The organism is Streptomyces sp. NBC_00669, from assembly GCF_036226785.1.
GTDB lineage: Bacteria > Actinomycetota > Actinomycetes > Streptomycetales > Streptomycetaceae > Actinacidiphila.
On sequence record NZ_CP109018.1, the window covers coordinates 994,136 to 1,014,732 of the forward strand.

The following is a 20,597-nucleotide window of genomic DNA, read 5'->3' on the forward strand; positions in this document are numbered from 1 at the left end:
GGCTCGGAGCAGGGCGGACGGGAGGGGGATCACCGATGCGCGAACCGCTGCTGGTCGCATGGCTCCTCGTGGCGCTGAGCGCGGCCGCCGCCGTGTCGTGCCTGGTGCGCGCCGAGGACAAGGACGAGGCGGTGATGGGCGCCGGCATGGCGGTGATGGCCGTGCCGGTCTCCGTGCTCGACCCGCACCGCTGGGCCGCCCCCGTCTTCGCGGTCGTCTACGCGATGGCCGCGCTGCGCGCCGTGCTCCCCGGCCGGCACCCCTCGGGCCACCGGGTGCACCACGTGGTCTGCTCGGCCGCCATGGTCTACATGGCGTTCGCCATGGCGCGGGCCGCGCCGTCCGGGGCGGGGCACACCATGGTGATGGGCGGCGCGGGCAGCTCCGCGCTGACCGGCCTGTTCCTCCTCTACTTCGCGGTCTACGTGCTGCGTACGGGCGTGCGGCTCGCGTACGTGCCCGTGCCCGTGCCCGTTGCGGCGCCCGGCGGGCTGATACCCGGCGCCGCGACGGTCGCTGCCACGGTCGCCGGACCTGCCGCCGGACCTGCCGCCGCGCCATCGGGCGGAGCTTCACCCGGAGCGTCGCAACACGGGCCGTCGCGCGGGCGGGTACAGCTGCGGCACGCCCCCGAGGTGGCCGTCGCCTGCCGGGTCTCGATGGCGCTGGGCATGGTCGTCATGCTGCTCGTCATGTGAGCCGCGTGTCCCGGCCGGTCCCGACGGCCCACGGACCCGGTGAGTCGTGCGTCACATCGGCGCGCTGCCGCGTCCCTGTGAGCAAGGCGACTCCTAGGGTGATCAGCATGACGGTCCCGTTCGTGCTGCTGGTTCTCGGCGCACTGGCGGCGGCGACGGCGCCGCGTCTGCTCGCACGTGCCGACTGGCCCGAGCGCGAGCCGGTACTCGCCCTGTGGGTGTGGCAGTGCGTGGTCGCCGCGGTGCTGCTGTGCTGCGTGTCGGCGATGGCGCTCACCGCCTCGGCCGCCTGGGTGGCGGTCCGCGGCCACGTCTTCGCGTTCGCGCCGCGCGGCGTCGAGGACGCCTACGGGCTGCCCGGATACGGCCGGTGGGCCGGCGCGCTCGCGGTCCTGCTCGCGCTCGGCGGCGTGTGGACCGCGGCGATGCTCACCCGCGAGGTGCGCACCGCCCGGGGCCGGCGGCGCTCCCGCCGGGCCGAACTCCAGGTGCGCGCGCCCCGGCTGCCCGGCGAGTCCGTGCCGCCCGGCGAGCGGCTGGTGGTGCTGGAGGACCCCCGTTCCGACGCGTGGTGGCTGTCCGGCGCGGAGCCGCGACTGGTGATCACCACGGCCGCGCTCGGCCGGCTCAAGGGACGCCAACTCGACGCCGTCATCGCCCACGAGCAGGGCCACGCCCGCGCCCGGCACGACCTCCTGCTGCACTGCGCGGGCGCGCTCGCCGGCGGGTTCCCCCAGGTCCCCGTCTTCGCCGCGTTCCGCGACCAGGTCCACCACCTGATCGAACTCGCCGCCGACGACACCGCGTCGCGCCGGTTCGGCCGCCTCACCACCGCCCTCGCGCTGGTCGAACTCAACGAGCCGCGCGGGGTCTTCGGCCCCTCCCCCGGGCCGCTCGCCGAACTCCCCGGCCGCGTCAACCGCCTGCTGGCACCGGTCCCGCGGCTCCCCGTCGCGCAACGGCTGCGGCTGACCGTCCTGTCGCTGCTGGTCCCGGCCGTCCCCCTGATCATCACCTTCGGCCCCGGCCTGCACGCCCTGACCTGACCTGCCGGGTGCGGCGACACGCCCCGCCGGCCCGGCCGTCCGAAAACACACCGTGCACCCGAACCGCCCCGGAACGCGTCTGGAATGCTGGAGCCGAGCGACCACTACCGGGGAGGCACCATCAAGGCGGTCATGTTCGATTTCTCGGGCACCCTGTTCCGGATCGAGCCCTGCGAGCGATGGCTCAGGGGCGCGCTCGCGGCCGAGGGCATCGAGGTCGCGGACGACGAAGTCATCAAGTACGCACAGGAGTTGGAGCGGGTCGGCGCGCAGCCCGGCGGGCAGTCGCCCACCGCGGTGCCGGCGGACCTGGTCGAGGTGTGGCAGGCGCGGGACCTGACCGCGGAGCTGCACCGGGAGGCGTACACGGCCCTGTCCCGCGCGGCGGGGCTGCCGTGGGACGTGCACGACGCGCTGTACGAACGGCACCGCACCCCCGCGGCGTGGCAGCCGTATCCGGACACCGCCCAGGTGCTGGCCGGGCTGCGCGAGCGCGGGGTGCCGGTGGCGGTGGTGAGCAACATCGGCTGGGACCTGCGCCCGATCTTCCGGGTGCACGGCGTGGCGGACGACATCGACGCCTTCGTGCTCAGCTACGAGCACGAGGTGCAGAAGCCGGACCCGCGGCTGTTCCAGGTGGCGCTGGAGGCGCTCGGCGTCACCGGCGACGCGGTGCGGGAAGCGGTGATGGTCGGGGACAACGCGGCGGCCGACGGCGGCGCGGCGGCCCTGGGCTGCCGGTTCCTGCTGGTGGACCCGCTGCCGGTCGCGGACCGGCCCGACGCGCTGCTCGCCGTGCTGGACCCGCCCGTCGGTACGGAACCGGACCGTGCGGAGCCCGTCGGTACGGAACCGGACGGTGCGGAGCCGGACGGTGCGGAGCCGGACGGTGCGGAAAGCGCTCACCGGGAGCCGGAGCGGCACGAGCCGTAGGGAGTACATCGGGCGCCTGCTCCGGCGATCCCCCGTGTCGCCGGAGCCGGCGCCCGATCCCCGTACACCCGCCATCCATCTGGCCCGGCGAGCCGCGTTGAGTATATTGGCTCGCAGCCAGTCAACGCAGGAGTTCATCATGTCCCCTCGTAGCGCATCGGTCAATGAAGCGATGCGTCAGCGTTCGATCGATCGCCTCCTGCAGGCGACCGTCGAACTGGTCGAGGAGCGCGGCTACGAGGCCACGACGCTGGCCGACATCACGCGGCGGGCCGGTTCCGCCCGCGGCCTGGTGTCGTACTACTACTCGGGCAAGCGCGCGCTGGTGCAGTCCGCGGTGCACCGGTTGATGAACCAGGAGCTGACCGCGGCGCTGGAGGCGGAGCCGGCCCCGGCCGACGGCGACGAGGTGCTGGCGCGGGCGATCGACGCCATCCTCGGGCTGACCGTCACGCACACCAAGCTGATGCGCATCCACATGGCCCAGATACTCGCGGACGAGGGCTTCATCCAGTGTCCGGAGCAGCAGCGGCTGGCGGCGCTGCTGGAGCTGGCGGTGACGCGGTGGGGCGCGCAGGCGCCGCAGGAGGAGTACCGGCTGCTGCGGGCGCTGCTGATGGGCGCGACCGTGGCCCTGCTGCTGCCGGGGGCGCCGATGCCGGTGGCCCGGCTGCGGGCGGAGCTGTTCCAGCGGTACGGCCTGAACTGGCAGGCAGGCTCGCCGCCGTGCCCGCAGGACCCGCGCGACCAGCAGGACCGGTCCGGGACCGCCCGCGCCGTCGAGGGCTCCTGACCGGGGCCCGGCACCTGGGAACGGGCCCGGCACCTTGATCGCGGACTCCGGTACACGGCACGGCTGTTGAGCCAGTAGAGTGACGGACCGTGACTGCGCGACCGTTGCACGAAATCGTCGAGGCGGGCTGGGCGAAGGCGCTCGAACCCGTGGCGGACCGGATCGCGGCGATGGGGGACTTCCTCCGGGCCGAGATCGCCGCCGGCCGCACCTACCTGCCGTCGGGGGCGAACGTGCTGCGCGCGTTCCAGCAGCCCTTCGACGAGGTGAAGGTGCTGATCGTCGGCCAGGACCCGTATCCGACACCGGGGCACGCGGTCGGCCTGAGCTTCTCGGTGGCGCCGGACGTACGGCCGCTGCCGGGCAGCCTGGAGAACATCTTCCGCGAGATGCACGGCGACATCGGCGCCCCCCGGCCGTCCAACGGCGACCTGACGCCCTGGACGCAGCAGGGCGTGCTGCTGCTCAACAGGGCGCTGACCACGGCGCCGCGCCGCCCGGCCGCGCACCGCGACAAGGGGTGGGAGCAGGTGACCGAGCAGGCGATCAGGGCGCTGGCCGGCCGCGGCCGCCCGCTGGTGTCGATCCTGTGGGGCCGCGACGCGCGCAACGCGCGGCCGCTGCTGGGCGAGCTGCCCGCGATCGAGTCCGCGCACCCGTCGCCGATGTCGGCGGACCGGGGCTTCTTCGGATCGCGCCCCTTCAGCCGCGCCAACGATCTGCTGGCGCAGCAGGGCGCCCAACCGGTGAACTGGCAACTGCCCTGAGCCGCGCCCCACGGTAGTCTGCCCGGGTGACGACGCACTCCAACACCCCGGCCGGCTGGTACGCCGACCCGCAGGGCACTCCGAATCTGCTCCGGTACTGGGACGGCGCCCAGTGGACCGAGCACACCAACCCCGGCCAGGTCCCGGGCCAACAGGGCGCGCCCAAGCAGGAGGGCGGCAACGCCTGGGAGCTGGACGTCAGCCGCACGCCCGACCCGTCGAAGATCCAGCACCAGGTCCAGGGCCAGGCCGGTGTGATGTCGCCCGGCTACGGCGGCGGCACCCTGTTCACCGAGCCGGTGCTCGTGGTGAACCAGAAGGCCAAGCTGATCGAGCTGGTCAACGAGTACACCGTCTTCGACCAGAACGGCCGCACCCTGGGCTCGGTGGTGGAGGTCGGCCAGAGCACCGCCAAGAAGGTGCTGCGGTTCGTCTCCAGCGTGGACCAGTTCCTCACCCACAAGCTGGAGGTGCGGGACGCCCAGGGCCAGCCGCACCTGGTGCTCACCCGCCCGGCGAAGTTCATCAAGTCCAAGGTGCTGGTGCACCGGGCGAACGGCGAGCCGCTGGGCGAGATCGTCCAGCAGAACGCCTTCGGCAAGATCAAGTTCGGCTTCATGTACAACGGCCAGCAGATAGGCGCGATCAAGGCCGAGAACTGGCGGGCCTGGAACTTCGCCATCGTGGACCACACCGACACCGAGATCGGCCGGATCACCAAGACCTGGGAAGGTCTGGCCAAGACGATGTTCACCACGGCCGACAACTACGTGCTGCAGATCCACCGGCAGCTCGCCGACCCGCTGCTGAGCATGGTCGTGGCGTCCGCGCTCACCGTGGACACCGCGCTCAAGCAGGACTCGCGCGGGCTCGGCTGAGGCGTGCGGCACTCCTCCTCCGACACCGGCCCCTCCTGGGTGCTGGGCGTCGACTCCGGCGGCTCCGGCGTGCGGGTGTCCCTCGCGCCCGCCGACGCGGTCACCGGCTCCACGCGGTCGGCGGACCGGACCGGGACGCCCGCCACCGTGGACACCTCCGTGGCGACCGTTGCCGCCGCCGACCGCCCCGCCGTCACCGGGCCGCGCGGCATCGACGCGGCGAGCCTGCTGGAGCGCGTCCTGCCGCTCGTCGAGGGGCTGATGGCCGCCGCCGGGGCGCGGCGGATCGCGGCCGCCTGCGTCGGCGCGGCCGGGATGGCCACCCTCGGCGACGACCTGCGCGACCGCCTGCCGGACGCCCTCGCCGACGCCTTCGGGGTACGGCGCCTGGCGCTGGCCGGCGACGCCGTGACGGCGTACGCGGGCGCGCTCGGGCTGCGCCCCGGCGTGGTCGTGGCCGCGGGCACCGGCATGATCGCGCTCGGCACCTCGGCGGACGACGGCGGTTGGCGCCGCGCGGACGGCTGGGGCCATCTGCTGGGCGACGCCGGCGGCGGCGCCTGGATCGGCCGGGCCGGCCTGGACGCGGCGATGCGCGCCCACGACGGGCGGGCCGGCGGCTCGCCGGCGCTGCTGGCCGCGGCCGAGAAGCAGTTCGGGCCGCTGGACGCGATGCCGGGCCGGCTCTACCCGCGGCCGGACCGGGCGGCGGTGCTCGCCTCGTTCGCCCCGCAGGTGGCGCGCCACGCGGGCGACGACCCGGTGGCCGCCGGAATCCTGCGGCAGGCGGCGCGGCACATCCTGGAGTCGGCCGCCGCCGTACGGCCCGGCACCGGCCCGGTGGACGTGGCGCTGGCCGGCGGGCTGTTCAGGACGGGCGAGCCGCTGCTGGGGCCGCTGCGGGAACTGGCGGCCGAACTGCTGCCCGGTGCCACCCTCGTGCCGGCGGCGGGCGACCCGCTGGACGGCGCGGTGCTGATCGCCGGCGCCGCCCACCACGGCCACCTCACCCTGCCGCTCGACCCGGGGCTGCTCACGGTGACGGACCGCCCGGGCGCGTGAGGCCGGCGCCGCCCGTACCGGTCGGGCTCGCCCACTGACCGAACGTGACCGGTGAAACGGACACTTCTGGACAGGTCTGACCTCCTTCGCACCCGGGCGAACAAGCAGGTGGCGCAAGGCGTTAGCATGCGTCGCCATGAGCAATGCCACAGGGCCCGCCTCCGGCCTCCCCGTTCGAATGCCGCGTCCGCGCCAGCCGGGACGACACCGCCGCCCGGAGGCGCTCAGCGCGCCCGAGGGCTCGCCGGTGCTGGTCCTCGCCGTGCCGGGCACCCCGACCGCAGCGGCGCTCAGCCTGGCCGAGGAGGTCGTGAGCATCGCGCGCTCCGAGCTGTCCGGGCTCGACCCCCGGATCGCCTTCGTGGACGGCGAGGACGGCGACCTGGACGAGTTCCCGTCGCTGCGGGGCGTGCTGGACCAGGTGGCGGTCGAACGGCCCGGAGAGGACACCTCGGCGGTCGTGGTGCCGCTGCTGGCCGGCCCCGAGGCGGCCGTGCTGCGCCGGATCAAGCAGGCGATGGTGGACAGCAAGGCGCAGGTGGAGCTGACCGACGTGCTCGGCCCGCACCCGCTGCTCGCCGAGGCGCTGCACGTCCGGCTGTCGGAGGCGGGCCTGGCCCGCGCCGACCGCGCCCGGCTGTTCACGGTCGCCACGGCGGCCGACGGCATCATCCTGGCCACGGTCGGCGGCGAGGAGGCGGCGCAGGCCGCCGGCGTGACCGGGCTGCTGCTGGCCGCGCGGCTCGCGGTGCCGGTGCTGGCCGCCGCGTTGGACGTGGACGGCGCGATCGCGGGCACCGCCGAGCAGTTGCGGTCCTCGGGCTCCTCCACGCTGGCGCTCGCGCCGTGCCTGATCGGCCCGGAGATCGCCCCGCAGCTCCTGCACACCGCGGCCGCGGAGGCGGGCTGCTCGGGCGCCGACGCGCTCGGGCCGTACCCGGCGGTCGGCAAGCTCGTGGTGACGCAGTACGCGACGGCGCTGGGCATCGCGCTCCAGCCGGTGCAGCAGGGCGGCGCTCAGCAGCAGTGACAGGGGCTCCCCTGCCGCCCGTCACGGGGCCGCTGGGAGGCGAACGGCGCGGGCGCCTCCTCGGACAGCCGAGGGGGCGCCCGCGCCGCTCCAGGAGGCGCCTGTGCGGGCGCTCGCGCGCCTGCGGACGGCCGCCTTGCGCGGCAGGACCGACCGCCGGTCAGACGAACCACCGGTCAGGTAGGCCGCCAGTCACGTAGGCCGCCAGTCACGTAGGCCGTCGATCAGGTAGGCCGTCGGTCAGACGAACAGCACGCAGGACACCGCGGGCAGTGCCAGCGAACCCGTCTGCTTCGGGATGCCGGTGGCCGGGTCGACGTCGAACCAGCTCACGTCGCCGGAGTGCTCGTTGGCGGCGTACAGGCGGGTGCCGGACGGGTCGAGGGTGAGGTGGCGCGGCCAGGCGCCGCCGCAGCTCACGGTGTCGAGGAGTTCGACCTGCTCGCCCGTCTCGTCGATGCCGAGCACCGCGATGCTGTCGTGCCCGCGGTTGGCTGCCCACGCGAACCGGCCGCCGGGCGAGACCACCAGCTCCGAGGGGTAGTTGTCGCCCTTGACGCCGTCGGGCAGCACCCGTGTCTCGGCGAGCGGCCGGAGGCTGCCCTTGTCGGCGTCCCAACGGCAGACGGTGACGACCGAGTCGAGCTCGTTCATCACGTAGGCGTGGCCGCCGCCGGGGTGGAAGGTGAGGTGGCGCGGGCCGATGCCGGAGCGCAGGCCGAGTTCCCGCTCGACCTCCAGCTCGCCGGTGGCCGGGTCGAGTTCGCAGACCCGTACCGAGTCCGTGCCGAGGTCCACGCTGAGCAGCCAGCGGCCGCTGGGGTCGGGCAGCACCGCGTGCGCGTGCGGGGCCTCCTGGCGCTGCGGGTTCGGCCCGTCGCCCTCGTGCGCCAGGACGCACCGGACCGCGCCGAGCGCGCCGTCGTCCTCGACGGCCAGCACGCTCACGCTGCCGGGCGCCGCGTAGTTGGCGGTCACCAGGTGGCCGTGGTGCAGCGCCAGGTGCGTCGGCGCGCCGCCGCGGACCGGAACGGGGACGCCGAGCAGCTTGGGGGCGGCCGGGTCGGCCAGCGAGAACGCGGCGGCCGTGCCGTCCGGATCGGTCTCGCCGACCGCGTAGAGCGTGCCCCCGTCGGCGGACGCGGTGAGGAAGGACGGGTTCCGCACCTCGGCGGTGTGGCCGAGCGCGGTCAGCGCGCCCGTGCCCGGGTCGACCTCGGCGGCGGTGAGCCCGTGCCCGCCCGCCGACGTGAACGACCCGATGTATGCGTGTGCGGCCACTTGCCGTACCTCTTCCGACTGACACCTGTACGGCGGCTGAGAGTAGTACCTGCGGCGGTCGGCGTCGCCCCCGGGTCACCCGGTGGGGGCATGACGGACCCCCGGGGCGACGCCGTCGGGCGCCCCGGGGGTCCGGATTCCGTTCCGCGGACGGTCAGAAACCGCCGTAGGACGACACGGTGTAGGCGCAGTCCGTGTAGTAACTGCCCGAACGCAGCGTCTCGGAGTCCGCGTGCGAGGTGGCGCCCGAATCGCCCGACGGCTTGTGCAGGAAGTAGATGGTGCCGGTCGGCAGGTAGATGGTCTTCTCCGGGTAGTGCTTGCCGCTGGCCTGGCAGGCGCTGCCCTGCGCACTGGCCTCGCTGGAGTAGGCGTGGCAACTCCCGCACGCCTTGAGGGTGAAGCTGCCGGTGACCTTGCCGGTGTAGAGGATCTGCACCGGGTCAGGGCTGTCGTTGCTGACGATCAGCTTGATGCTGCCGCCGGAGGCCATCGTGGGCACGTGCTTGCCGGCCGGGGCCTCCTCCTTGGCGATCTCCGCGGCGATGGCGAACTTGTGGGCCAGCGCGTTGTTCTTGTCGTGCGGGTACTTGCCGGTGAAGTCGTTCATCGTGGTGAGCGCCGTGTCGAAGTCACCGGACTTGTACTGGTGCACGCCGCACGCGTACGTACCCGACTCCACATGGCTGCCCGCACGCGAGGAGTCCTTGGCCAGGGCCGCCGCGGCGCTGCCGTGCGCCTTGCCGGAGAGGGTGGTGGCGAAGGAGCCGAGGCCGGTGACCTTCTGGGTGGCGCCGCAGGGGTCGCTGCCGCCGATCGCCTTGGCCGCCTTGTCGATGGTGGAGCTGACTGCCGGTTCCACCTTCGCGGCCTGCGGCGACTGCGGGAAGGTGGTGAGCAGTTCGCCCAGGTCGTTCTCGTCGCCGCCGGAGGAGGTGGACTGGTCGGTGCTCTGCAGGTCGACGACCCCGCACTCGTACAGCGACGTCGCCAGCTTGTCGTCGGGCCAGGTGGCCAGCGAGCCGACGCCGTCCTTGCCGAACGAGTCGGGCACGGTGCGCAGGTACTTCAGCGGGGGTATGGCGTCGCAGTACTGCTGCTGGTCGAACGGCGCGGCGACCGTCGAGTAGAACGTCTGGAGCCGGGCGGGCACCAACTTGGCGGCCTTGGAGCCGGAGTGGTGCTTCTTGAGGTCGCTGTAGGAGGCGAGGGCCGACTTGTACGCGGGCTGCGCGGACGAGAAGTCCTTGCCCTTGGCGGCGGTCACCTTGCTGTCGGCCGCGGCGAGGCGGTCCAGCAGCATCTTCTGCGTCGCGTTGTCCCGCGCGTTGTCGTAGAGGACCACGCCGCCGGCCGGCACGGCGAGCAGCACCAGGCCGACCACGACCGCGACCGGTGCGAGTGGCGGCCACGACAGGCGGGTGCGCAGGCCGCGCCACGCGCCGTGTGCGGCGGCCAGCACCAGGAAGGCCAGATAGCCGGCGAGGACGCCGCCGGAGACGCCGTCCGGCTTGGCCGGCAGCGCGACGACCACCAGCGCGGCGGTGGCGATCAGGCAGATCGCCAGGCCCAGCCAGCGGCGCATGAAGGCGTAACCGAGGCCGAGGCCACTGAGGTTGAGCAGCCCCACGGCGACGGCTCGCAGCGCGTCGGCGGGCGGTTTGGGCGCGGCGGGGGGCGCGGGCGGCGGGGGCGGCAGATATCCGCCGGGGCCGCTGCCGGGCGGGCCGAAGCCGCCCGCCGGGGCGCCGTAGCCACCGTAGCCGCCGGCGGTGGGCGGAGCCGGCGGGACGGGCGGGACGGGTGGCGGTGCGCCGTAGCCGCCGGGGCTGCCGTAGCCGCTTCCCGGCGGGTTGCCGGGACCGCCCGGACCACCGGGTCCTCCCGCGCCGCCGGGTGGCGGCGCACCGTAACCACCGCCGCCACCAGCCCCGTTCTGCCCATCCCAAGACACCGCGAACTCCCCCACCCTCGGTCACCGTCGACATCGCCGGGCGCGCGTGATCGCGCCCGGGTGTGGCCGGAGCCTATGCGCACGGCCCGGTTCGTGCCCGTGAATATGAAGATTCCGCCGATGGTCCGCCGGTTCCCTTCCGGCGCGACTTTTCCGTCGGCCATGGCGGTGGCTCGAAATGATCGTCGGCCGACGACCCGTCGGTACGGTGAATATGCCAAGAACACAGCCGTGAGGGGACCACCGGCCCATGCCCGTCGACGCCCTGGACGCCCGTATCCTGCGGCTGCTCCTCCAGCAGCCGCGTACCAGCGTCCGCGAGTACGCCCGTATCCTCGGCGTCGCCCGCGGCACCCTCCAGGCGCGGCTGGACCGCATGGAGCGCGACGGCGTGATCACCACCGCCGGCCCGCGGGTCTCGCCCGCGGCCCTCGGCCACCCGGTGCTGGCGTTCGTCCGGATCGAGGTAGCACAGGGCCATCTCGACGAGATCGGCACCGAGTTGGCGGTGGTGCCCGAGATCATCGAGGCGTTCTCGATCACCGGCGGCGGCGACCTGCTGGCCCGGGTCGTGGCCCGCGACAACGCGCACCTGGAGGACATCATCCAGCGGCTGATACGGCTGCCGGGGGTGGTCAGGACCCGCACCGAGATCGCGTTGCGGGAGCGCGTGGCCGAGCGGGTGCTGCCGCTGGTGGAGACGGTGGAGCGGGCGGCCGAGCGGCTGCGGGCCGCCGAACCGCGGCTGCCGGAGGGGCAGGAGGCGGACGGGGCGGGGTCCGGCGCCGATCGGGAGCCGGACCCGGGTACGGACGAGGGCCCGGCCACGGACGAGGACGCGGGTGCGGACGCCGCTGCGGGCCAGGACGCGGGCGCGCCGGCGTCCGCTCCGGCCGCGCGCTCCGCCTCCCCCGCGCCCGGTGCCCCGCCGGCGCCGCGCCCGCAGGGCGGGTGGCACGGCGGGGCGGCGTCCCACGCGCCCGCGGCTCAGCGCGCCGCGAGGTAGTCCTTCGCCTCCTGGGACGCCTTGGACAGCGCACCGGAGTCGAACGGCGGCTGCGGGTCGTACTCGATGGCGAGCTGGAACGCCTCGGCGGCGACCCGGCCCGCGGCGAGTTCGGCGAGCCGCAGCGCCATGTCGATCCCGGAGGAGACGCCCGCCGAGGTGATGATCCCCCCGGGCTGCTCCACCACCCGCTGCTCGGTGTAGGTGGCGCCGAAGGACGCCAGTTTCCCGGCCGCGCTCCAGTGCGTGGTGGCCGTCAGCCCGTCCAGCAGCCCGGCGGCGCCCAGCAGCAGCGAGCCGGTGCACACCGACGTGGTCCACCGGGTGGTGGCGTGGATGCGGCGAATCCACTCCAGCAGCGCCTCGTTGCCGAGGTTGCGGGACGCGCCGGGGCCGCCGGGCACGAGCAGCACGTCGGCCGACGCCGTCGCGTCGAGCGTGGCGGACGGGATCACGGTCAGCCAGCCGGCGTCGTCGGTGACCGGGGCGGTGGACTGCGCGGCGAAGACCACCTCCGCGCCGGGCAGCATCCGCAGCAACTCGTAGGGGCCGATGGCGTCGAGCGAGGTGAAGCCGTCGAAGACCGGAACGACGATTCGCACGGGCGGAACCTTTCGGGAGTGATCGTTTTCGGGCGTGTCCGACGCCGCTCCGGACCCTTGGGGGCCGGTACGTGTCGCCGTACGGGCGTGTCGGTTTGTCGACCTGACATGCGGTCGGTTCGTCGACTCGTGGGCAGGAAGGGGCAGTTGGGGGTCAGGGGCCCGGTGGTACGCCGAGCCCGGGCGAGTGCCCGGAAGGCGCCCAGGGCACCGATCCGGCCGGCTACCGGGGCGGTTCGGCGGCCGCGGCCGGACCCGCGGGCACGGGAACGGGATCGGGGGCCGGCGCGGGCGCGGGCACGGAGAAGTGCCGTCGGTACTCCCCCGGAGTGACCCGGACCCGGCGCTTGAAGCTGCGGTGCAGCGTCTCGACCGTGCCGAACCCGCACCTGCGGGCCACGCCGTCGAGCGTGGCGCCGGTGGACTCCAGCAGCCGGCGCGCGGCCTCGATCCGGGCGCCCTCGACGTACGCCCCCGGGGTGCGGCCGGTCTCGGCGCGGAAGACGCGGGTGAAGTTGCGCTCGCTCATCCCGGCGCGGGCGGCGAGCGCGGGCACCGCGAGGTCGTCGCAGAGGTGGTCCGCGATCCAGTCGAGCACCTCCCGCAGCGGCGACCTGTCCGGACGCTGCGCGGCGAGTTGGGTGCTGAACTGGGCCTGCCCGCCCGGTCGTTGCACGAACATCACCAGGTGACGGGCGATCGTCCTGGACACCTCGGGGCCGTGGTCCGCCTCGACCATGGCGAGCGCGAGGTCGATGCCCGCGGTGACCCCGGCCGACGTCCACACGTCGCCGTCGCGGACGAAGATCGGGTCGGGGTCGACCGTGACGGCCGGGTAGCGCTCGGCCAGTTCGGCGCAGACCGACCAGTGGGTGACGGCCCGGCGCCCGTCGAGCAGCCCGGCCTCGGCGAGCAGGAAGGCGCCGCTGCACACGGACGCGGTACGCCGGGCGGTGCGCGCGGTGGCCGCGAACCACTCGACGAACTCCCTTTCCTGGCAGGCTCGTTGGACGCCGGGTCCACCGACCGCGACGAGCGTGTCGACCGGGCCGCCGACTCGCGCGGGGGGCAGCGTCGGGGTCACCGCGAGGCCGCCGCTCGACGCGACCGGGCCGGCCTCGGCGGACACGACCTCGATCACCGTCCGGTCCGCGCCGTCGCCCACGTGGGGGTCCGCCGCCCCGGCGCCCGCCGCGGCGGCTATCCGTCCGGCGCTCGCGAACACCTCGTGCGGCCCGGTGAGATCCAGGATCTGGAAGTCCGGGTAGACGGCGAAGACGATACGGCGGCTGGTCACGTCACCATCCTGGGCGCGGCCCGGGAATGGCGGCAAGGACAGGGTTATGACGATTCCGGCCACCGTCGGTGCACCGGGAAACCATCTACGCGCGTCCGCCCTCTGGCGGACGCGCGTAGAAGCGCGCATCATGGCCGTGCTCCACCGCACTACAGCCCCAACGTCCCCACCCGGCACAGCCGGAGGCGCCCGATCCCGGGGCCCACGCGCGCAGCGCCGCGTCGCGTGCGGCTCCACGAGACACCACGGGCACGCCATACCCCGGGCACGTCGCAGACCGTACGTCGCAGACCGCGTTTCGCACGTCGCACCTCGTACGCCGCACCTCGCGCATCGCACCTCGCGCATCGCACCTCGTACGTCACACCCCGCATGTCGCACCTCGTACGTCACACCTCGTACGCCGCACCCTGAACTCCTCCCGAACTCCCGCGAACCCCACCCCGTATCCCGAGTTGTCATGCACAGGACATCTCGGTATTCCGACATCAGCGAAGGGAACCCGACATGGCTTGCGGATCGACCAGCCTCTGGGCAGGTGAGACCTCCTGGTTCTGCTGCGGCAGCTCCTGGGGCCCCTGCGGCAGCGCCGGCACCGGCGCCTGCGGCACCTGCCAGTCCAGTTCCAACCAGGCCGCCTGGCCCTACGCCAGCCAGGCGTGCTTCAACATCACCCGGCCCGACCTGTGCGGCGAGGGCCTTCCGCAGCGCGGCTGCGGTTCGGTGATGAACGTCAAGCACCAGTGCTCCGGCGCCCAGGTCTGCGTCACGATCTCCGACTGCGGCCCGAGCACCCACAGCTTCTGCGGCGAGGCCACCTGCTGCAACGGCGCCTGCCGCACCAACCGCGTGATCGACCTGACCCCGGCGGCCTTCTCGGCGATCGGGAGTCTCAGCTCCGGCCTGCTGCCGGTCTACATCTACGAGTGACCCGACCCGGCAGGAGGAGCACCGACATGAGCAACCGCCAGGACCCCAGGGCCCGTTCCGGCTTCGACCGCAGGCGCTTCCTGACCACCGCCGCGCTCGGCGGCGCCACCATCGTGGGCGCCTCGGCGCTCGGTGGACTCGACGCGGACGCCGCGTTCGCCGCGCCGTCCCCCTCCCTCGACCCCGCGATCGCCAAGTCGGCGTTCGCCGAGGGCCGGATCACCGCCATCAAGGGCACCGTGCTCGAAGTGGCCGGCTCGTACGGCGACCGGCACCTGATCCAACTCACCAACGCCACCAGCGTCTGGAAGCTGCACACCACCACCGCCGACGCGATCGAGGTCGGCGACGGCCTGTACGCGCGGGGCGTCGACATGCCCGACGGCACCATCGCCGCCGACGCGGTGTGGGTGAACATCGTGAACCTGTTCTGCACGATCCGGGGCATCGCCAAGGACCGCCTGCACCTCACGCACGGCGACGGCAACCACGCCGTGGTGGGCCGGATCGTGCCCCAGACGACCACCGCGTCCTACCTCGGCGGGTCGCTCACACCGGACCTGTCCCGGGTGCGGATCGGGCAGTCGGCGCAGGTGCTCGGCGCCTGGCGGCCCGCGGACGACTCGGTGGACATCGCCCGCGTCACGGTCGGCCATTGAGGAGCGGCGCGATGATCCTCGACCTCGCTCCCCTGGTGTGCGGTGTGCTGCTCGCGGTGAGCGGCGCGGCCAAGCTGCTGGGCCGGCGCACCGCGCAGGTGGCGGCGAACACCGTACTGGTGCGGGTGCTCGGCAACGGCCACCGGGCGGCGTTCGCGCTGCGCGCGGTGGGGGCCGTCGAACTCGTGGTGGCCGCGGGCCTGCTGGCCGCCTTCCCCGGCACGGTCCTGCCCGGCGCGGCCACCGCGCTGCTCGGGGCGGGCTTCACCGGCTACCTCGGCCATGCGAAGGCGACCGCGCCGCAGTCCTCCTGCGGTTGCAGTGCCCGTGACGAGGGCCCGATCGGCGTGCGCTCGTTCCTGCGGGCCGGCGCGGTACTGGCCGGCGGGGTGGCCGCGGCCTTCGCGGGCACCGCCTGGTGGTCGCGGGTGGTCCGGGACCCGGGCTGGTCGGTGCTGGTGGTCGCGGTGGCCGCGGCGGGCCTGCTCGCCCTGTCCACCGACCTGGACCGGGTGTGGATGCCGCTGCGGCGGCTGCGGCTGCGGGTCTTCGGCACTCCGCTGCCGGCCGGCCCGCGCGGCTGGGTGCCCGTCGAGGCGTCGGTGGAACTGCTGGAGCGCTCGCTCGCCTGGCAGGCATCGGCGCCGATCGTCCGTTCCGCGCTCCTGGACTCCTGGGACGACGAGGGCTGGCGGGTGCTGCGGTTCGCCGGCGTGCACCACGACGCGGGCGGCGCGCGGCCGGTGAACGTGCTGTTCGCTCTGGACGACCAGGCGACCAGGGACGCGAACCCGAGCCCCGCGGTGCGGGTGTCGGTGATCGACGACCGCACCCAGGAGGTCGTGCCGGTGGACCTGCTGGAGCTGTCCGGGCTGCACAAGCCGCTGCGGATGGCCTGACCGCGCCCTCGCGGGACCCGCGCCCGGGGTTGCTCGCGCCCTGCGTGCCCCGCGGCGGCCGGAACCGCGCCCGGGGTGGCCGCTCTCCGTGAAGAGCGGCCACCCCGGTTTCCGTGCGTCTGCCCTACTGCGGCGGGTAGCCCACCGGCGGGTTGGCGTACGACCCGTAGACCCGCATCTCGGCGGCGGCCGCGAACGGCAGGCCGTTGAGCGCGTTCAGCCCGGTGAAGCGGACGTAGGAGGCCCTGACCGGGGTGAAGTTGATCGCTTGCGTCTGCGGGGAGTCCACGAGGGTGCCGTGGGTGACGGTCTGCCAGGTGGTGCCGTCGTCGGAGACCGCGATCTCGTAGTCACCGATCCGGCCGTTGAGGCCGCCGCTCTGGCGGTCGAGGTAGCCGAAGCCGTCGACGTCGGCGGGTCCGGACAGCTTCAGGGTGACCCAGTGCGGATAGGGCGCCTCCGAGTTGGTGTAGTCGGTGTGCCAGATGGTGCCGGGGTCGCCGTCGAGCACGTTGGCGACCGGGCCTTCGGTGGGGTCGGAGGAGAGGTTCTCGGAGTCGGCGGTGGCGGTCATGGAGCCGGGCGAGAGCAGCGCGCGGGAGGCGACCGTCGCCTTGGCGTCGGTGGCGACGGTCTTGGTGGCGCCGCCGTTGGTGTAGGAGGCGGTGGCCTTCCAGCTCGCCGAGGTGCCCGCCGCACCGGCCGGCGCGGTGATCAGCCAGGTGGTGGTCGCGCTCGCGCCGGGCTTGACGGCCGCGAAGGCGTTGCCGCCCTGCTTCTCCACTTCGGCGGTCCAGCCCGCGGGCAGCCCGTCGAGTGTCATCCGCACGCCGGTGGCGTCGGTGGTCTCGCTGTTGGTGAAGGTGGTGGCGTACTCGCTCGGCACCCCGGGGCTCAACTCCGCGGTGGGCGGCACCGTGACGCTCGCGCAGGCCGGCCCGGTGGCCGAGGGGCCGAGGTCGGTGACGGTGAAGTCGTCCAGCACGAAGTCCGTGCCGGAAGCCCCGCCGAGCTTGCGCAGGCCCACCCAGGTGTCACCGCACCCGGCCACGATGTCCTTGCTGTAGGTGGCGGTGTCCAGCGCCGGGTCGAGGGTGTCGCGGGTGACGTCCTTCGACGTGACCTTGCCGCCGCCGACGGTGTCGGCACCCGTCACCCAGGCCCACTGCCCGGCCACGTTGGTCTGGTACCTGAACGACACCCGGTACTGGTGCCCGGCGGTGAAGGGCACGGTCGCCGGCACGGTGCGGTAGACCAGTCCGGTGTTCTCCTCGTGGGCCTTCAGCGAGTGGTCGCCCCCGATGACGTCGTCCACCGCCTGACCCTTGAGGGTGCCGGAGTTGTAGGGGGCGTAGGTGTTCTTCCAGGTCTTCTGGCTGTAGGGCGCGTGCAGGTCGCTGATGCTGGTGCGCGGGTCGGTGACGCCTCCCGCGTCGCCCTTCACGAAGGGGCCCCAGCCGGGCTGGTTCCCCTCGAAGTCCTCGCTCGCGACGAGGGTGCCGCCGGCCGCCTTGCTGCCGGCCTTGGGCAGCGGGACGGTGCTGTCGGCCATCAGCCGCACGTCGTCCAGGGTGACCGCCGGGTCGCCCGCGGCGGCGCCGATGGCGACGGTGACCCGGCCGCCGGGCGGTGCGGTGAAGGTGACCGAGGCGCGCTGGGCGTACGTCCCCTCCTTGGCGTCGGCCGCCACCTCGTTGGGCGCGGGTGTGGTGTCGAAGGTGTTCGCGGCGGGCTGCTTGCCGCCGCTGACGCCGAGGGTGACGGCGCGCCGCTGCCCCTTGGCGATCTCGACATCGGCGCTGAGCGTGTAGGTCTTCCCGGCCTTCAGCCCCTTGACCTGCTGGGAGATGCCGGACGCGGCGCCGGTGCCGAGGCGGGCGACGTTGTCGCCGTTGGTGGTGCGCGCGACGGCCGCGCCGCCGGTCGGGTGCCAGGCGGTCAGGTCGCCCGCGTTGAAGCCCGGGTCGGACAGGCCGCTGCCCTGGCCGTAGTCCACGTCCGTGTGCGGGGCCTTGCCGCCGGTCGGCACCAGGACGTACGGCTGGTTCTTGGTGGTGGTCAGGGTGACCTGGCCACCGGACGGGGTGATGTCGGCGGCCTTGACCCGGCCGGTGTCGGTGAGCCGGTAGAGGGTGAAGTGCCGGTCCCGGGCGAACTGCGCGGTGAGCCCGAAGGTGTGGGTGCCGCCCGACGCGCTGAAGGCGTACATCTTGTCGGCGTCGCTCGGCGAGGAGGTGCCGTCGCCGCCCTTGGCCTCGCCCCACGGCAGCAGGTAGCTGTCGCCCTTCAGGACGAGGGCGCCGCCCATGGTGACCTGCCGCACCCCGTCGGTCATCGCGACGTCGACCCCGCCGGTGAGCCGGGCGGACTTCCCGAAGTCCCAGTCCGTCACCTGGTAGTGCTGGAGGAACTTGGTGGGCAGGTTCTCGGTGAAGATGTTGCTGTAGAAGGCGTTCCAGTCGTCCTGGCCGGTCCAGCCCTCGAACTCCTTGATGTCGGAGCCGCCGAGCAGCGGGTCGACGTTCCACACGTCACGGTCGGTGTTGCCGATGAAGCGGACGATGTTGGAGTTGATGCCCTTGTTGGTGGGGCCGCCGTAGTTCTTGTCGCTGGCCCAGTGCGACCAGATCGACTCGCCCTCGAACTTGTACGCCCACTCGCTGGCGACCTCGAAGCCCATCTTGTGCAGCTGGGTGGCGAGTTCGTCGGCGAGCCAGCCGCTGGAGTAGTAGGCGTCGATGTAGACGGTCTTGATGCCGGGCGCTTCCTTGCGCAGCTCCTTGAAGCGGTCGAGGATCGCGCCGCTGCCCAGGTCGGTGCGCTGGTCGATGTGGTACGACTGGTTGAGCCAGTCCCAGCCGTTGACCTGGCCCTGGACCAGGCCGGAGCTGAAGTGCTTCGCCTGCGGGTACGCCTCGGTGACGTTGACGTGCACGGCCAGGTCGGCGTTGTACTTGGAACCCTGGGCGGCGAGTTGGTTGAGGTCGCTCAACCCGCCGGCCCGCACGTTGTAGTCGCCGCCGTAGTCCGGGTGCCCGGAGTCGTGGCCCTCGTTGGCGTAGCCCTTCTCCAGCACCCACTGGCCGAGGTCGTCGGTGGCCAGCGAGATCCGCTTGACGTTGTCGAGCGTCTTCAGGAACGGGTTGGTCGCCTCGCTGGCGAAGTTGAACGGGATGTGCTGCACCACGCGTTCCGGGACCCGGTCCGCGCCGAGCGGGCGCGTCATCGCGTTCCGGTAGGCGATCGCGCCGTCCTCCCAGGTCACCTGGCCGTCGCCGTTGGCGTCCCCGGCCAGCACCACCGTGGTCTTCGGCAGCGTGTACGTCGCCACCCGCGGGTCGGTCGCGCCCTTGGCCGCGTAGGTGTAGTTGCCGACCGACAGCTCCGCGCGCCGGGCGCCGCCGCCCGCGTCCACGATCCGCGACTGGAGCCGGGTGTTGCCGTTGTCGTTGTTGTCCTGCGCGGCGTCGTCGGTGGCGTCGGTGAGCAGCCCCGCGGACAGCCGGGAGTCGGCGACGAAGCCGTAGGGGGTGCCGACCGACGCGGCGTCCGGCGTGGTGGCCCCGGTGACCGCGATGAACTGGTCGGCGGTCGTGGTGGAGTCGGTGGAGATCCTGGTACGGGCCAGGTTCGCATGCGGGTCGGAGGTGTCGACCGACACCAGCGACTGGTCGGGGATCGACAGCTCGTCCACGGTGCGGGCCGCGCTGCCGGCGATCTTCTTCACCTCGAACACCACGGTCTTCTTCGCGGTCACGGTGATCGCCGAGGTGATGGTGACGTTCGGCAGGTCGGCGAAGGTGGAGGTGTACGTCGCGGTGTCGCCCGTGACGCGCATCGCGGTGGTCGCGGTGTGCGCCTTGCCGTTGATGTCGAAGGTGTCCAGCACCGACGGCTGCCCACCGAGCGTGCCGCCGTCCATCGCGTACGACACGACCTGCGGGAACTCCTTGGCCACCTGGACCTTCAGCCCGCCGCGGGACAGGGTCACCGGGGTGGCGGGGTGCGCCGGGGGCGGCGGCGTCACCGGCGCGGGCGTGGTGTCGCCGGTCGCGCGCACCCGCAGCTCGGAGACGGACGCGTTGTCGCTGCCGTTGATCGCGCTGTCCGCCTCGAACCTGACGTAACGGCCCTTGACCGGCTTGTCGAACGCGACCGTCTGCACCTCGGTGTCGGCGGTGGGCTGGTGGAACGACCCCGTGGCGGCGGGTGCGCCCCAGTCGCCCTTCGGGTCCTTCGCGGCGGCCGGGTCGTCGGTGACGTAGACCTTGAAGTCCTTGACCGGGCCGTTGTCCTGCTTCTTCACGGAGTAGTCGAGGCCGGTGAGGGTGAACGACCCGCCCACGTCGACGGTGAGCCAGTGCGGCATCGGCGTCTTGGCGACGCCGGCCCCGTTCACGACGTCGTACGCGACGGTCCCCTGCGTGCCGGTGTCGTCGTCGAACGCCGCGAGCGCGGTGCCGTCCAGCGCCGGCGGCGCCGGATACGCCGGCGACTGCGAGTCGGCGCCGACCAGGCTGTACTGGCCCGGGTCGATGGGTGTGCCGGGGTCCGCGGCCGCCTGCGCGGCCGGCGCCGCCGCCAGCGCGGGGGTCACGCCGACCGACAGCAACGTCAGCGAGGCGAGGAACGCGACCGCGGTCGCAAGCCGCCGGCTACGTCTGCGACGCGGTGAACGGGGTGGGCTCGAGGTCATGCTCAAGGTCATGCCAACTACCGCCTAGGGCTGGGAGAGCGCCGAAAGTGGTGCCGACTGTAGCCG

General features: G+C 73.5%; 16 protein-coding genes and 1 pseudogene. 12 read left to right on the top strand and 5 right to left on the bottom strand.

The window, feature by feature from the left end:
• Positions 1-35: 35 nt before the first annotated feature.
• From OG896_RS04115 to OG896_RS04150, 8 genes are all read left to right on the top strand, one after another.
• Positions 36-698, top strand: a complete 663-nt coding sequence (locus tag OG896_RS04115) for a DUF5134 domain-containing protein (RefSeq protein WP_329362454.1) — start codon at positions 36-38, stop codon at positions 696-698.
• Positions 699-805: 107 nt separating this feature from the next.
• Positions 806-1,744, top strand: a complete 939-nt coding sequence (locus OG896_RS04120; protein WP_329362456.1) for a M56 family metallopeptidase — start codon at positions 806-808, stop codon at positions 1,742-1,744.
• Positions 1,745-1,828: 84 nt separating this feature from the next.
• Complete coding sequence (locus OG896_RS04125) at positions 1,829-2,677, top strand: HAD family hydrolase (protein ID WP_329362458.1); 849 nt, start codon at positions 1,829-1,831, stop codon at positions 2,675-2,677.
• 139 nt (positions 2,678-2,816) lie between these two features.
• Entirely contained in the window at positions 2,817-3,470 is a 654-nt protein-coding gene (locus tag OG896_RS04130) for a TetR/AcrR family transcriptional regulator (RefSeq protein WP_329362460.1), read from the top strand.
• Between the two features lie 89 nt (positions 3,471-3,559).
• Positions 3,560-4,237, top strand: coding sequence for a uracil-DNA glycosylase (locus OG896_RS04135; RefSeq protein WP_328472212.1), 678 nt, complete (start codon positions 3,560-3,562; stop codon positions 4,235-4,237).
• A gap of 26 nt (positions 4,238-4,263) precedes the next feature.
• Positions 4,264-5,115, top strand: a complete 852-nt coding sequence (locus tag OG896_RS04140; RefSeq protein ID WP_329362463.1) for a phospholipid scramblase-related protein — start codon at positions 4,264-4,266, stop codon at positions 5,113-5,115.
• 3 nt (positions 5,116-5,118) lie between these two features.
• Positions 5,119-6,177, top strand: coding sequence for an N-acetylglucosamine kinase (locus OG896_RS04145; RefSeq protein WP_329362465.1), 1,059 nt, complete (start codon positions 5,119-5,121; stop codon positions 6,175-6,177).
• 136 nt (positions 6,178-6,313) lie between these two features.
• On the top strand, positions 6,314-7,207 hold the full coding sequence (locus OG896_RS04150) for a sirohydrochlorin chelatase (protein ID WP_328472206.1): 894 nt from the start codon (positions 6,314-6,316) through the stop codon (positions 7,205-7,207).
• A gap of 240 nt (positions 7,208-7,447) precedes the next feature.
• Here the strand turns inward: OG896_RS04150 and OG896_RS04155 are convergent, their stop codons facing one another.
• The gene (locus OG896_RS04155) at positions 7,448-8,488 is read right to left on the bottom strand and encodes a lactonase family protein (RefSeq protein ID WP_329362469.1); all 1,041 of its coding nucleotides are present in this window, start codon (positions 8,486-8,488) and stop codon (positions 7,448-7,450) included.
• A gap of 154 nt (positions 8,489-8,642) precedes the next feature.
• Positions 8,643-10,442: a hypothetical protein gene (locus OG896_RS04160; protein ID WP_329362472.1), complete on the bottom strand. Its 1,800-nt coding sequence runs from the start codon at positions 10,440-10,442 to the stop codon at positions 8,643-8,645.
• A gap of 250 nt (positions 10,443-10,692) precedes the next feature.
• Here OG896_RS04160 and OG896_RS04165 point away from each other — a divergent pair.
• Positions 10,693-11,160: pseudogene (locus OG896_RS04165) on the top strand (Lrp/AsnC family transcriptional regulator); the annotation flags it as partial.
• A 269-nt stretch (positions 11,161-11,429) separates the two neighbouring features.
• Here the strand turns inward: OG896_RS04165 and OG896_RS04170 are convergent.
• Both OG896_RS04170 and OG896_RS04175 read right to left on the bottom strand, forming a co-directional pair.
• Positions 11,430-12,050 carry a DJ-1/PfpI family protein gene (locus OG896_RS04170; protein ID WP_329362475.1) on the bottom strand — a complete coding sequence of 207 codons (621 nt, stop codon included), beginning with the start codon at positions 12,048-12,050 and terminating at the stop codon, positions 11,430-11,432.
• Between the two features lie 223 nt (positions 12,051-12,273).
• A complete protein-coding gene (locus OG896_RS04175; RefSeq protein ID WP_329362477.1) occupies positions 12,274-13,347 on the bottom strand; it encodes a GlxA family transcriptional regulator in 1,074 nt (357 codons plus the stop codon).
• Between the two features lie 507 nt (positions 13,348-13,854).
• Between OG896_RS04175 and OG896_RS04180 the strand changes: the two genes are divergently transcribed.
• The 3 genes from OG896_RS04180 to OG896_RS04190 are packed head-to-tail and all read left to right on the top strand — an operon-like array spanning position 13,855 to position 15,835.
• Positions 13,855-14,277, top strand: a complete 423-nt coding sequence (locus OG896_RS04180; RefSeq protein WP_328472195.1) for a hypothetical protein — start codon at positions 13,855-13,857, stop codon at positions 14,275-14,277.
• Positions 14,278-14,303: 26 nt separating this feature from the next.
• Positions 14,304-14,936, top strand: a complete 633-nt coding sequence (locus OG896_RS04185; RefSeq protein ID WP_329362481.1) for a cell wall protein — start codon at positions 14,304-14,306, stop codon at positions 14,934-14,936.
• A gap of 11 nt (positions 14,937-14,947) precedes the next feature.
• Positions 14,948-15,835 (top strand): MauE/DoxX family redox-associated membrane protein, encoded by an 888-nt coding sequence (locus tag OG896_RS04190; RefSeq protein WP_329362483.1) that lies wholly within the window; start codon positions 14,948-14,950, stop codon positions 15,833-15,835.
• Between the two features lie 124 nt (positions 15,836-15,959).
• On the opposite strand, the gene OG896_RS04195 is transcribed toward OG896_RS04190, so the two are convergent.
• The gene (locus OG896_RS04195; protein ID WP_329362484.1) at positions 15,960-20,531 is read right to left on the bottom strand and encodes an endo-alpha-N-acetylgalactosaminidase family protein; all 4,572 of its coding nucleotides are present in this window, start codon (positions 20,529-20,531) and stop codon (positions 15,960-15,962) included.
• Positions 20,532-20,597 lie beyond the last annotated feature (66 nt).

Excerpts from the sequence above, each read along its gene's own strand:
- OG896_RS04115 (WP_329362454.1), top strand. The coding sequence starts at position 36 with ATGCGCGAACCGCTGCTGGTCGCATGGCTCCTCGTGGCGCTGAGCGCG.
- OG896_RS04120 (WP_329362456.1), top strand. The coding sequence starts at position 806 with ATGACGGTCCCGTTCGTGCTGCTGGTTCTCGGCGCACTGGCGGCGGCG.
- OG896_RS04125 (WP_329362458.1), top strand. The coding sequence starts at position 1,829 with ATGCTGGAGCCGAGCGACCACTACCGGGGAGGCACCATCAAGGCGGTC.
- OG896_RS04130 (WP_329362460.1), top strand. The coding sequence starts at position 2,817 with ATGTCCCCTCGTAGCGCATCGGTCAATGAAGCGATGCGTCAGCGTTCG.
- OG896_RS04150 (WP_328472206.1), top strand. The coding sequence starts at position 6,314 with ATGAGCAATGCCACAGGGCCCGCCTCCGGCCTCCCCGTTCGAATGCCG.
- OG896_RS04180 (WP_328472195.1), top strand. The coding sequence starts at position 13,855 with ATGGCTTGCGGATCGACCAGCCTCTGGGCAGGTGAGACCTCCTGGTTC.
- OG896_RS04185 (WP_329362481.1), top strand. The coding sequence starts at position 14,304 with ATGAGCAACCGCCAGGACCCCAGGGCCCGTTCCGGCTTCGACCGCAGG.
- OG896_RS04190 (WP_329362483.1), top strand. The coding sequence starts at position 14,948 with ATGATCCTCGACCTCGCTCCCCTGGTGTGCGGTGTGCTGCTCGCGGTG.
- OG896_RS04195 (WP_329362484.1), bottom strand. The coding sequence starts at position 20,531 with ATGACCTCGAGCCCACCCCGTTCACCGCGTCGCAGACGTAGCCGGCGG.